At 33.0% G+C, this 12,096-nt stretch carries 14 protein-coding genes; 12 read left to right on the plus strand and 2 right to left on the minus strand.

What is annotated here, in order from left to right; translation table 11 throughout:
• Nucleotides 1–40 precede the first annotated feature (40 nt).
• Entirely contained in the window at nucleotides 41–430 is a 390-nt protein-coding gene (locus O1A01_RS12275) for a VOC family protein (protein WP_066415810.1), read from the minus strand.
• Between the two features lie 177 nt (nucleotides 431–607).
• On the opposite strand from O1A01_RS12275, the gene O1A01_RS12280 reads away from it, so the two are divergent.
• The 5 genes from O1A01_RS12280 to O1A01_RS12300 are packed head-to-tail and all read left to right on the plus strand — an operon-like array spanning nucleotide 608 to nucleotide 5,551.
• Nucleotides 608–1,519, plus strand: coding sequence for a DUF7847 domain-containing protein (locus tag O1A01_RS12280; protein WP_066415809.1), 912 nt, complete (start codon nucleotides 608–610; stop codon nucleotides 1,517–1,519).
• A 35-nt stretch (nucleotides 1,520–1,554) separates the two neighbouring features.
• The gene (locus tag O1A01_RS12285) at nucleotides 1,555–2,166 is read left to right on the plus strand and encodes a DUF4129 domain-containing protein (protein ID WP_066415807.1); all 612 of its coding nucleotides are present in this window, start codon (nucleotides 1,555–1,557) and stop codon (nucleotides 2,164–2,166) included.
• 13 nt (nucleotides 2,167–2,179) lie between these two features.
• Entirely contained in the window at nucleotides 2,180–3,310 is a 1,131-nt protein-coding gene (locus O1A01_RS12290; protein WP_066415805.1) for a DUF4350 domain-containing protein, read from the plus strand.
• Nucleotides 3,307–4,242, plus strand: coding sequence for an AAA family ATPase (locus O1A01_RS12295; RefSeq protein ID WP_066415803.1), 936 nt, complete (start codon nucleotides 3,307–3,309; stop codon nucleotides 4,240–4,242). The genes O1A01_RS12290 and O1A01_RS12295 overlap by 4 nt, the downstream gene beginning before the upstream one ends.
• The gene (locus O1A01_RS12300; RefSeq protein ID WP_443081805.1) at nucleotides 4,184–5,551 is read left to right on the plus strand and encodes a DUF58 domain-containing protein; all 1,368 of its coding nucleotides are present in this window, start codon (nucleotides 4,184–4,186) and stop codon (nucleotides 5,549–5,551) included. Before O1A01_RS12295 ends, O1A01_RS12300 begins: the two co-directional genes overlap by 59 nt.
• On the opposite strand, the gene O1A01_RS12305 is transcribed toward O1A01_RS12300, so the two are convergent.
• Entirely contained in the window at nucleotides 5,518–6,504 is a 987-nt protein-coding gene (locus O1A01_RS12305) for a stage II sporulation protein M (RefSeq protein WP_066415800.1), read from the minus strand. The two genes, O1A01_RS12300 and O1A01_RS12305, sit on opposite strands and share 34 nt — an antisense overlap.
• Before the next feature lie 119 nt (nucleotides 6,505–6,623).
• On the opposite strand from O1A01_RS12305, the gene O1A01_RS12310 reads away from it, so the two are divergent.
• The 7 genes from O1A01_RS12310 to O1A01_RS12340 all read left to right on the plus strand — a co-directional run bounded on the left by O1A01_RS12310 (nucleotide 6,624) and on the right by O1A01_RS12340 (nucleotide 12,044).
• The gene (locus O1A01_RS12310; RefSeq protein WP_066415797.1) at nucleotides 6,624–7,415 is read left to right on the plus strand and encodes an RDD family protein; all 792 of its coding nucleotides are present in this window, start codon (nucleotides 6,624–6,626) and stop codon (nucleotides 7,413–7,415) included.
• A gap of 369 nt (nucleotides 7,416–7,784) precedes the next feature.
• Entirely contained in the window at nucleotides 7,785–8,312 is a 528-nt protein-coding gene (locus tag O1A01_RS12315) for a DUF6944 family repetitive protein (protein WP_270066338.1), read from the plus strand.
• A 208-nt stretch (nucleotides 8,313–8,520) separates the two neighbouring features.
• Complete coding sequence (locus O1A01_RS12320; protein ID WP_066415788.1) at nucleotides 8,521–8,874, plus strand: lmo0954 family membrane protein; 354 nt, start codon at nucleotides 8,521–8,523, stop codon at nucleotides 8,872–8,874.
• 14 nt (nucleotides 8,875–8,888) lie between these two features.
• Nucleotides 8,889–9,539 carry a PspA/IM30 family protein gene (locus O1A01_RS12325; protein WP_066415785.1) on the plus strand — a complete coding sequence of 217 codons (651 nt, stop codon included), beginning with the start codon at nucleotides 8,889–8,891 and terminating at the stop codon, nucleotides 9,537–9,539.
• Between the two features lie 126 nt (nucleotides 9,540–9,665).
• On the plus strand, nucleotides 9,666–10,382 hold the full coding sequence (gene liaF / locus O1A01_RS12330) for a cell wall-active antibiotics response protein LiaF (RefSeq protein WP_235858116.1): 717 nt from the start codon (nucleotides 9,666–9,668) through the stop codon (nucleotides 10,380–10,382).
• Nucleotides 10,379–11,419 (plus strand): sensor histidine kinase, encoded by a 1,041-nt coding sequence (locus O1A01_RS12335; RefSeq protein WP_066415782.1) that lies wholly within the window; start codon nucleotides 10,379–10,381, stop codon nucleotides 11,417–11,419. Before liaF ends, O1A01_RS12335 begins: the two co-directional genes overlap by 4 nt.
• Nucleotides 11,412–12,044, plus strand: a complete 633-nt coding sequence (locus O1A01_RS12340) for a response regulator transcription factor (RefSeq protein WP_066415780.1) — start codon at nucleotides 11,412–11,414, stop codon at nucleotides 12,042–12,044. Before O1A01_RS12335 ends, O1A01_RS12340 begins: the two co-directional genes overlap by 8 nt.
• Nucleotides 12,045–12,096 lie beyond the last annotated feature (52 nt).

A 12,096-nucleotide genomic window follows, 5' to 3' on the forward strand; every position in this document is an offset into this window, starting at 1 on the left:
ATATGCTATAAGAAAATTCTTACCAAGCTGAATATAAAAGTTAAGACATTGCTACGATTTCAACTTTTATGCGATCAGGATCTTCAAAGTATACTGCATAATGATCATTCCCGCCTGCATAAGGATGGCTGTTCTTATACAAAATCTTCAGCTCACGTTGTTCTATTAGCTTTGTAATCTCATCCACTTTTTCTCGATTACGAACTTGAAATGCTAAATGATTTAAACCGACTCTGCATCGATGGTACGAAGGCTCCAAAAATCGTTGTTCTGTTTGAACGAAAACAATATACATACTTTCGTATTTATAACTAATTCCACTTTCCCATTCTTGATACTTTTCATAATGTAGTACATCTTCTAAAAGCCAACCCCAAAACTGCTTTGACCTATTTAAATTTGAAACATACAGTTCAATATGATGAAGCATAAAATCTCTCCTTTATACATGTTTATAAGAAAGATACCACTATTCCTTTATGTGTTACAAAAAAATTTAATAAATAATGAAAAAATTCAGTTTTCCTACTCTTCAATCTTCCTAACTAATGATAAAATAAACTAATACTGACAACATTTGGGTTTTAAATAATAGGGGGATGGGACAATGAACAAGCAATTTTCAAGACCGAAAAAATTTGGGGAAATATTAGATGTAACTTTTCAGATTAGTAAAAATAACTTTAAAGATTTTTTATTAATTTTTCTCATATTAATAGGTCCTTTATTATTGTTGGAAGCAATCATTTTATTTGCTACAGGTACTAGTTTTATTCGCGATGTAGCAGCGGGTTCTAATTGGTTTGAACAAATGTTTAATACGTTTGTGGATGACGAATATTATTACGAAGTGAATAATACTAACTTAGGTTCTGAGTTAGCAATTATATTAATTGGTTTGCTTAGTATTTTTGTTTATCCAGTAGCACACGGTGCAATATTACATGGAGTAAACGCCATTCGAAATAATGAAGAGTTTACATATATGACACTTATTAAAAAGTCCTTTACTCGTTTTTGGCCAATGGTGGGTAGTACTATTTTATTTGGATTAATTTTGTTCCTATTATTCGTTGCAGGAATATTTTTAATTAGCTTCTTTGGATTCTCGATGATATTTATCAATCCGATAGCAAGTATTTTCCTCATTTTTATCTTTTTGCTTTTATTAGCTATTCCGTTTTTGTATTTATTAACACGATGGGGTTTTTACTTTGGCTCAACGGTTATTGATGAGGAGGCACCAGGCTTTAGTAGAAGTTGGGGATTAACTCGTGGAAGAACATGGCCATTAATTGGGTTATACGTCGTGTTTTTCTTAATTATTACAGCAATATCAACAGCTATTGAGGTAACGTTCGGATCCTTTTTAGGGAGTAGTGTGTTATTCTCACTAATTTTAAGTGTGACGAACTTAATTACAACAATGGTTTTTGCGGTAGGATATTCTGTTATGTATTTTGATAGTAAAACAAGACATGATGCAGATGATTTAAAAGATTTAATTGATAATTATTAATCTATTAATTTTGTTTCCCAAAAGTAGGTGAGAATATGCAAAATGAAGAGCAGGCAAGGAAACAACTGGAATCGATATTGAATGGAAAAGAATATCAAGTTTATTATGAAGATAATAGAAGTATATTAGAGAGACTTTGGGATAATTTTTTAATGTGGCTTGAAGAAAACTTAAATTGGAGTGCTCCGATAGGTACTAGTAACGGAATACCTGGATTTATTCTAATAGGAATGATTGTCATTGTCGTGATCGTATTGTTTTTCATATTGTTAAAGAAGAGAATGGAAAAAAGAACATTCGAGCTATCGCAACCTCTTCAACGTGAAAATGAGCTAAATTGGTCTTTTCATAAGCATTTACAGGAAGCGGAAAAGCAAGAGAATGAGGGGAACTATTCTTTAGCTACACGTCATTTATTTCTAGCTTTTCTTTTATACTTCCATGAACGAGAATGGGTTGTAGCAAAAATATGGAAAACGAACTGGGAATATTATGAGGAGTTAAAGAAGGAAAATAACGAAGTGGCAAAATTATTTCAAAAGCTCGCACTATTATTTGATCAAGCGACATACGGAGAAAAAGATGTGAAAAAAGAACAATATTTATTATTTCGCGATGAAGTTGTTAGTTGGATAAAAGAGAGCTAAGGAGGAAGATAATATGCAACTACTAAACTCACAAAAAAAGACATGGTTCATACTTTCTCTTTTCCTAGTTCTCCTTCTCATTGCGGCATATATTTCCTTTACACCAGAAGAGAAACAGCTTGTACCATTTATGTCGGATTCACCATCTCCTACTGGTGTGAAAGCGTTTTATACGTATTTAGGAGGAGAGTACAAGTCAGTTCAACGGTGGAATTATTCACCAGACCTATTACCAGATTCATCAAACAATGTTCTCTTTCTTATAGGTGTAGGATCGCTTGGAAATAGTGATGAATTAATGTACTATGAGCAATTTTTAAAGAATGGAAACACGATTATACTTTTGAAGGACAATCCTGCAAATTTATTTTCATTACAAGTAAAAAGTAGCGATACCTCATCCAATATAGTCAACACCTTATCTGATTACAAAGAGCGTACGTACTCAGCAGAAATAACATCTCCATATCGATTAGTTTTAAATGAAGAACGTGATGAACTATTATTACAAGATGAATATGGTGTTGTAGCGCTGAAACGTCAATACGGTAATGGTTCATTAATTGTTGTAAATAGTAGTAGTTGGGTAACAAACCGAACCATACTACAACAAGACCATATTCCAATCCTTGTTACACTTTTAAAAGAATTGGAAGAACCAAATGCTATCTATTTCAATGATTACGTTCATTATCCTAATACGAGCTATTGGGAAGTATATCCAACATGGTTTATATTATTACTTTTGCATAGCATAATAATAGTGTTCCTATGGTTATTACATAAAGGAAAACGATTTGGAACGATTATAACACCACGTGAAGAAATGGTACGTTTTAGTGATGAAAGTATTCGGGCGTTATCAGCTTGGTATATTCGCGGAAACAAATATGTAGAATCCCTCCAATATCAGGCAAGCTATGTTCGTGCTATTATGCAAGAAAAGTGGGGAATAGCTACTTATAAAGAGTGGGAGGATGTTCAGCAAAGAATAGAGGAAAAATGCTCGAAAATTTCTAATAAAGAATTAGCTAGCTTGTTAAATCAATTGCCGAAAGTATTACAATCTAAATCGTTAACGAAGAAAGAATACTTAACTTGGTCCAAGAAAATAGATCAATTAAGGAAAGAGGTAGAAGAATGATGAATGATACGAAAATAGTAACTTTACTAGATAAATATTCAGAAAGAATCATTGGCCAAGAAATGAATTTGAAATTACTACTATCTGCTACATTAGCTGGAGGACATGTCCTTCTTGAAGGAGTACCAGGCACAGGAAAAACCCAAATGGTTAGAGCGCTTGCAACTTTTTTAGGTGGGAGATTTCAAAGAATCCAATTTACACCTGATTTACTCCCGAGTGATATTACTGGGAGCACGATTTATAATATGCAAAATAACAGCTTTCAAACGATAAAAGGGCCAGTTTTTACAAATATTTTGTTAGCTGATGAGATTAATAGAACGCCTGCTAAAACACAGGCAGCACTACTTGAGGCAATGGAAGAAAAGCAGGTGACTATTCAAGGTGAAACGTATCAACTACCTGACGTGTTTTTTGTCGTTGCAACGCAAAATCCTATCGAATACGAAGGTACATATCCATTACCAGAAGCGCAACAAGACCGTTTCTTATTTAAACTACTAGTTAACTTTCCTAGCTTTGAAGAGGAAAAAATAGTGTTAAGGCAAGTTTTAGAAAATAATTGGAATACTTCTACGTTAGAAGAAGTTATATCAATGGAAGAATTCCTAGTATTACGGAAACAGATTCAAGACGTCACGATAAGTGATAGTGTATTACAATATGTATTACAAATTGTTCGAAAAACTCGTGAAACAGAGGCAATTCGGATAGGTGCTAGTACGAGAGCGGGAATATCGATAGGTAAAGCGGCACAAGCTTGGGCGTTTTTATCTGGAAGAGATTATGTTACGCCTGATGACGTTAAGATCGTTGCCCGTCCAAGTTTGCGACACCGAGTACAATTATCGCCACAAGTAGAATTGGAGGGTGCGACCGTTGATCAAGTATTGGAAGAGATTGTTGGCTCGATTCCTGTTCCAAGATAGAGGTATTGTTCCCACTAAAAAATTAATTGTGTTGTTAAGCATTATTTACGTAACATTTGTAATGGTCGGTGTTTTTATTCAAGTCTCCATTATGCTATTCGTGTTTAGTTTGTTAGCACTTTTTATTAGTTTAATTGATTTAGCTTATACACCTAAGCGAAAGGAAATCCATTTAAATAGAATTGTGCCGGACGAAATAGAGAGAGGTAAGTTATGTACGTTTCAAATTCAAATGATAAACAACTCTAACAAAGCTATTCACTACACTTTAAAAGACGGACTTCCCCAAAATTTTCGGTCTTCCAGCCTCTTCCAAGGGACTATAAAACCGATGGAAACAGAAATTGTATTGTATGACACAAGTGCTCAGATAAGAGGGAATTATACGCTAAACAAAGTTTATGTAAGATATAAAAGTAATTTAGGGCTTTGGGAAAAGCAAATGGTTGTTGATAAATCAGCTAGTATTAGAGTTATACCGGATTTATCGGACTCAAAGAGATATTTAGAAAATGCTCAAAAGTTTTTATTATATGATGGTGAAAAAATAAGAAAGCAAATTAGTGGGGCAGGAGAATTTTCAAAAATTAGAAGTTACTCTCTAGGTGATGATCCGAGGAAAATTAACTGGCGGCAAACTGCGAAATTAAGAGAAATAATGACGAATGAATATGAGCCAGAGCATGGAAAATATATTACGCTTCTTATTGATTGTGGAAGAATGATGGGGACGGAGTTAACGAAGAGTAATCGTTTAGAAAAATCAATGGAAGCAGCAATTACGGTAGCAACCGCAGCGTTAAATAACGGTGATTATGTTTCTATTCTAGCATTTTCTAAAGACGTTAAAGTATATGTCCCACCTGGAAAAGGAATGGCTCATTTACAAACTATACTTAAATCGATTTACAATATTCATGTTGATCAAGTTGAATCTAATTACGCATTGATGTTCCAGCATTTGCAAATGTTGCAAAAAAAGCGGAGTTTATTAATCTTATTTAGTGATGTACGTACGTTTCTTTACGAAGAAAGTGTTTTACCTTATTTAGTTCGTCTACGGAAGCGTCACTTATTTTTATTAGTTGGTGTAGAAGATTTAACGTTGCAAAAAATGATAAAGCGTGAATTAACAATTGAAAAAGTAGCGATGATTAAGAGTGTTGCTCAACAACAATTTTTATTTAAGCGTAATCAAATTGCTAAGTGGGAAAAGCACGGCCTCCAAATGATGGAGGCCAAAGAAGAGCGTTTAGCTCCAGTTGTTGTTTCACACTATATAGATCTATTAAATCGAGGGTTATTATAAGCTGTTGCTTTCCAAAGTGCATTTCCGACTAGTATATAAATTACTAGTCCAATCACAGTAATAACTGCAACAAAATATTTTAATTCAAGAGAAATGGGGGCAGGAGTAATGAAACCTTCTATTATTCCTGCTATTACAAATAAAGGGATCGTTCCTAATAATAATTGTACAGATCGTTTTGCTTGTACTTTTAGCTGATACCCACGAGTATAGACACCTGGCACAAAAAGTTTATAGCCCATTAGTAAACCGGCACCTCCTGCAATAAATATGGCTGTTAATTCGATCATGCCATGAGGTACGATATATGCCCAAAATTCATATGTTTTTCCAGCGTTCCAATATATTGCAGCGATTGCACCAACGATAATACCGTTATAGATTAATACGTATGTAGTTAATATACCTAATGTAATGCCACCAGCAAAAGCTAAAATGGCAACTTGAATATTATTCGTCATAATCGCTGCTGACATAAGGGAAGAATCAACAGCGCCATCATGTTGTCCAATGCTACTTGGATCAATAGCGTCTGTCATAGAACTTGGTAAAATTGTATAAGCATGTAAGGGATCCGTTACGATAGAGATAAAGCTCCCAATCCCTCCTATAATAAAAAGCAATGCAGCAACTAATACAAACTTCCATTGTTCAATAAATAATCGGATAAAGGTTGTGCTAAAAAAAGTTTTAATTTGTTGTAAACTTGAAACTTGGTCTTTATACAATAAATTATGTGCTTTCGAAACTAACCCGTTTAAATATAAAGTTACTTCTTCGTTAGGAAAATATGTTTGACAATACGATAAATGCTGTGTCGCTTTTCTATATAATTTATAATAGTTTTCTAGACTAGTCGTATCATAATGTTTTCCTCTTTGTAATAAGAGGATATGTTCTTCTAACAGCTTCCAATCGTTTCGATGGAGCTTTACGTATTGATTAACATTCATTCCTTCACCCACTTATCATTATTAAAAAAATGGAACATTTAAAAAATATTTACTTCTTTTTATATTATAATAATTTTTGAGAAAAATAGGAAGCACCCATAGAAAAGGGGTTGTTGAAAATGGAAAATAAATTAGAAATTAAAACACCAGAATTTGTCTCTGTGCAATTTTCACTTGCTGGATTAGGAAGTCGAGCAGCTGCCTTTCTTATCGATCAAGCCATAATTACAATTACATATTTGTTACTATTCCTCCTATTTTATTTTATTGATGAAAGTATATCCATTTTTGCAGATGGTTCTTCGATTTTATTTGCAGTAATAATTATTAGTATATTTGTTATTCAATGGGGATATTTTTTTGTTTTAGAATTTTTTTATGGAGGAAGGACAATTGGTAAAAAACTAATTGGGATTAGAGTCATTCAAGAAAACGGTCATAGTTTAACTTTATTATCAAGCATTATACGGAATCTATTACGAATAATAGACGCTTTACCAACGTCATATTTTATTGGAATGATTATGGTCTTTTTCCATTCAAAACATAAACGAGTAGGTGACATAGTCGCAGGAACGATTGTCGTACATGAAAGAAGTAAGAAGAAAAAGGATAAAAAGAGTTCAATGGAGGAAGAATTAAACTTACGTGGACTTTATATTGGTAGTCAATTACTTGATAAAGATGTGGTTTCTTCCTACAATCAAAAAGATTGGGAGCTAGTAAAGGTATATTATAATCGCTTCTTGCAACTTCCATATAATGAACGAGTAGATATAACGGAAAAGTTAGCAATCATACTTTTACCGAAGGCTGGGGTTAATTTAAGCACATTATCTCAAAACGAAAAGGAAAACTATTTACTATTTTTATACATATTATTAAAAGAAGAGTGGGAGTATGAACTTTAACTCATTAAGGGAGAGTCTAAACAAATAGGTGAGGGTGTATGAAAAAGTATATAGTATCTGCAATGTTTTTTATTTTTATAATCATGACGACAACATATGTCTTATATAAGCTGTTACCTTTCAAATTAATTAATATAACTTTTGGTGTAAGCTTACTGTTTATGGCTCTTTCTTATGTCAGCAATATATATGTAGTTAAGCACCAAAACGAAAAAAAAGATAATGAACGCTACTATATTCATCCGTTTTTATTAGCTTCCGTTTTCATATTTTTATTTAGTTTGTTTTCGTTACCATTTTTATAATGATAAACGTCTGAGTCGTTTTTGAATAATATAGAATATTATAGAAAGAACGGCGGTTATGTAAATGGCGAACGAAGAACTAGGTACGTTCGGTGGGTGGATTAATGCAGTAGGTACCATCATTTCAGCACTAGGAAGTACACCTCCAATTATAGAAGATTCTGTAGCGCATAATGAATGGAATCTAATCGGAAATGTTTTACAAGCAACGGGAAACGCTGTAGAAGCGGATGTAATAGAACACTTTTCGTTAACTAAACTTGGAAATGAAATACAAGCAGTTGGTAATGTTACTGTTATTATTGGAATACTAATGATTTTAAATAAAGATGACGGTGCGGAACTGGTCATTTCTGGAAACTGGATGCAAGCTCTAGGTGCATCTTTAGCTTTTGTGGATGAATTACAGAGTGAATTTAATGTGCAAAGAGTCTTAAAGATTAATGGGTATATGCTTCAAGCTATCGGTAACTCATTACAAGCAATCGGTGGAATTTACGGTTTACGAAATAAAGAGCATGAAGGAAAATATATAAATATGACCGGAAGTTGGATTCAAGCCACTGGTGCAATCATTTCCGCAATCACTTAACTACATGAACTTTTGCTATTAATAAAACCAGTTAACAAAAAACTTTGGAGTAATTAGCTCCAAGGTTTTTTTGTGCGTTTCTTTATAGGCCTATTCCTCATAAGCCCCAAGTCTTACTTCAAAATATAGCTAAGGCTCCTTATAGGAAGTTAGATATCAAGATAAGATAGAGACATGAACAATATAAGAAAAGAAAGGAGTAAGACAAATGAAAAAATTAGGTTTATTTTTATTAGGATTAGTTGCCTTCTTCGTATTGTTAGGCAATATTGGACCACTATTCGGTTTAGCAGTTAGCGCTGTTGTATCTTACTATGCTGTAAAAGGATTTTTAAAAACAAATTCTACAGGAACAAAAGTATTGTGGGCTATTATCGGATTTTTTGCCATTTCGATAACAATAGCAAATGTTCCAGCGATCCTTGCCATATTAGCGGCCTATGTATTATACGTTGTATATAAAAAGCTGAACAACGAAAAAGAAGAAGTTTCCACTGAAATGAATAACAATGATCCGTTTACTAACTTTGAAAACCAATGGAAAGCCTTAAATTCTAAATAATAGGAGGAATAGTAATGAGTAATTTATTTTCAAGAATTAAAAATTCAATAGCTGCAGATTTTCATGAAGTGTTGGACAAAAAAGAAGAGAAAAATCCGATTGCCATGTTAAATCAATATTTACGAGATTGTGAAAAAGAAGTCGAAAAGGTTAAACAATTAGTAGAACGACAAGGTTTATTAAAAGAAGAGTTCCGTAAAGAATATGAACAAGCAAAAAGTTTAAGTGAAAAACGAAAATATCAAGCGGAAGTTGCTCTCAAAGCAGAAGAAATGGAATTATATGAGTTTGCTATTCAAGAACAAACGCAATATAGTGAAAGAGCAAGTCATTTACACGCCTCATTAGAAAAGGCAAAGGCAGATTTACAAAATCTTGAACAAAAATATGAAGTGATGAAACATAAATTGAAAGATATGTACATTAAGAGAATGGAATTAATGGGACGAGAAAATGTTGCCCGAGCAAATCATCGAATAAATTCGATTTTAAAGTCTAATGACACTACTGAATCTCTTAATAAATTTAATGAAATGGAAAATTATTTAGAACGATTAGAAACAAAAGTCAATAATAGCTACCACCAGCATACGATCGATATGAAAATTGCTCAACTAGAAAAACAATTCCAAAATGAAGAGAAAACTGTTTCTAATCTATCGTAAAAACTGATATTCTATTAAGGAGTATAAAAGGGCGTATTTTACGCCTTTTTTGGCTAGTAAAAATCAATATTAATACATTACACAACAATAATTGACACTTGAGTAACAAAAAGGAGGGGAGCTACAGTGAAAAAAGAAAGTAAAGAATATGCAATGTATTTATTTTTGTTTGGTATATTAGTCTTTGCAATAGAAATTTTATTTCTTAATAGTGGCTTATTAATCTCCCTTCTTTTTTCAACTGGATTTATGTATTTCGGTAGAAAATATCAACATACTTTTTTAGGAAAAGTTTTTTTCGTAATTGGTGGAGTTTCAGTATTTTTTACGGTTATTAATATGACAACGTTTAAGTATGCTATTTTAGCTGCAATAGCGTATTTAATTATGAAGGTGGCTCGCAGTAAGGAACAACCTGAGCGAATCGAACCTTTAATGGAAGAAGTTATAGAGCCTTTGCAAACAATTAAACCCTGGTTTACGAACAAAATATTTGGTAGTCAAAAAACACCGAATCATTCCTACACATGGGAAGATGTTAACATTCAAACGGGTATTGGTGATACAATAATTGATTTGAGTAACACAGTTTTACCAAAAGGAGAAGCAATTATTTTTGTCCGAAACATAATAGGTAATGTACAAATTTTAGTTCCGTATGAAGTAGAGATTTCTATCCAACATTCTGCGTTAGTTGGTACAACACATATTTTAGGTAACGATGACGAAAAAAGGTTTAATCAATCAATTCGATATCAAACAGAAAAGTATATTCAAGTTCAACAAAAAGTAAAAATAAACACCTCTATACTTGTCGGTAAATTAGAGGTGAAGAGAATATGAATATAATACAACGGTATGTTGTCATCGGTTTTCTTATATCGTTACTCAGTTTAATAACAATTGGGGCTATCTTGTTTTATTCTTTTCCATTTATGAACTGGGCTTCTTTTTGGGAAGTAAAAGTTTTTGATTTACCGCTTATGCTTTTTAGTAGTTGTATTATTTTCTTAATCGGAATTATAACAGGACTTCTTTCTGGAGTTTTTGAAAAAAAACAATGGCAAACCGTTTACGATCAAGTAACACATATTGAACAAGGAAGAAGTTTAATGGATAAACAAGCCGTTCCAGAATTAGATATGGTACAACAAATCCTCCATAAAATAAATATGCAAATGAAAGAACAAGCTAAATTAGCTCAAAAACTGGCAAATGAAAAAGCAGTTGATATGGAAAATAGAGTACAAGAAATCATTTCACAAGAAAGAAACCGACTTGCACGAGAACTACATGATTCGGTTAGCCAACAGTTATTTGCTGCTTCTATGTTAATGTCTGCTATTACAGAAAATAATTCGGAGCTTGCAGAATATCAAACAAAACAACTACTCCTTGTTGAACAAATGATACAACAATCTCAGTTAGAAATGAGAGCACTACTTTTACATTTACGACCAGTTGCTTTAAAAGGTAAAACATTGCAAGAAGGAATAGAAGAGTTGTTAATCGAATTACAACATAAGATACCAATGGAACTTAGTTGGAAACTAGAAAAATTTCGAATGGATAAAGGTGTGGAGGACCATCTATTCCGGATTGTACAAGAATCCTTTTCTAACTCATTACGTCATTCCAAAGCAGCTAGTTTGGAAGTACTCCTAATCGAACGAGATCAATTCATTATATTGCGAATAGAGGACGATGGGATTGGATTTGATGTAGAGTCTGAAAAAGCTGGTTCCTACGGATTGCAAAATATGTATGATCGTGCTCTTGAAATTGGTGGCGTTATGAAAATTGTTAGTGTAAAAGGACAAGGAACTCGTTTAGAAGTAAAAGTTCCAAAGATTGATTTAAAGGGTGAAGATGATGATTAAAGTTTTACTAGTAGATGATCATGAAATGGTAAGAATAGGGGTCGCAGCCTATTTGTCTGCTCAACCAGATATTGAAGTTATAGCGGAAGCGGATGACGGGAAAGTTGCAATAGACTTAGCTCTTAAACATAAACCACATATTATATTAATGGATTTAGTGATGAAAGAAATGGATGGAATTGAGGCAACGAAAAAAATAATGGAAGAATGGCCAGATGCGAAAATAATTATTGTTACGAGCTTCTTAGATGACGAAAAAGTATATCCTGCCTTAGAAGCAGGGGCAACAAGCTATATTTTAAAAACATCAAAAGCGAATGAAATTGCTAATGCTATTCGTTCTACGTATAATGGGCAATCTATATTGGAGCCAGAAGTTGCTGGAAAGATGATGAAGCGTATGCGACAAAAAACGAAACAGCTTCCCCATGAAGAATTAACAAATCGTGAAATGGAAATTTTACTTCTTATTGCCCAAGGAAAAACAAATCAAGAAATTGCAGATGAATTGTTTATTGCACTTAAAACGGTTAAGGTGCATGTTAGTAATATTTTAGCTAAGTTAGATGTCCAAGATCGTACACAAGCAGTCATATATGCGTTTAAACACTCGCTCGTTCAATAAGTAAAACACTTGAGAAAAGGATCTCAAGTGTTTTTTTATTTTAAAAAATGTA

It is taken from the genome of Sutcliffiella sp. NC1 (genome assembly GCF_027594365.1).
GTDB lineage: Bacteria > Bacillota > Bacilli > Bacillales > Bacillaceae_I > Sutcliffiella > Sutcliffiella cohnii.

Bases quoted from the DNA above. Each gene is read 5' to 3' on its own strand.
- O1A01_RS12275 (WP_066415810.1), bottom strand. From the start codon at position 430: ATGCTTCATCATATTGAACTGTATGTTTCAAATTTAAATAGGTCAAAG.
- O1A01_RS12280 (WP_066415809.1), top strand. From the start codon at position 608: ATGAACAAGCAATTTTCAAGACCGAAAAAATTTGGGGAAATATTAGAT.
- O1A01_RS12285 (WP_066415807.1), top strand. From the start codon at position 1,555: ATGCAAAATGAAGAGCAGGCAAGGAAACAACTGGAATCGATATTGAAT.
- O1A01_RS12290 (WP_066415805.1), top strand. From the start codon at position 2,180: ATGCAACTACTAAACTCACAAAAAAAGACATGGTTCATACTTTCTCTT.
- O1A01_RS12295 (WP_066415803.1), top strand. From the start codon at position 3,307: ATGATGAATGATACGAAAATAGTAACTTTACTAGATAAATATTCAGAA.
- O1A01_RS12305 (WP_066415800.1), bottom strand. From the start codon at position 6,504: ATGAATGTTAATCAATACGTAAAGCTCCATCGAAACGATTGGAAGCTG.
- O1A01_RS12310 (WP_066415797.1), top strand. From the start codon at position 6,624: ATGGAAAATAAATTAGAAATTAAAACACCAGAATTTGTCTCTGTGCAA.
- O1A01_RS12315 (WP_270066338.1), top strand. From the start codon at position 7,785: ATGGCGAACGAAGAACTAGGTACGTTCGGTGGGTGGATTAATGCAGTA.
- O1A01_RS12320 (WP_066415788.1), top strand. From the start codon at position 8,521: ATGAAAAAATTAGGTTTATTTTTATTAGGATTAGTTGCCTTCTTCGTA.
- O1A01_RS12325 (WP_066415785.1), top strand. From the start codon at position 8,889: ATGAGTAATTTATTTTCAAGAATTAAAAATTCAATAGCTGCAGATTTT.
- O1A01_RS12335 (WP_066415782.1), top strand. From the start codon at position 10,379: ATGAATATAATACAACGGTATGTTGTCATCGGTTTTCTTATATCGTTA.
- O1A01_RS12340 (WP_066415780.1), top strand. From the start codon at position 11,412: ATGATTAAAGTTTTACTAGTAGATGATCATGAAATGGTAAGAATAGGG.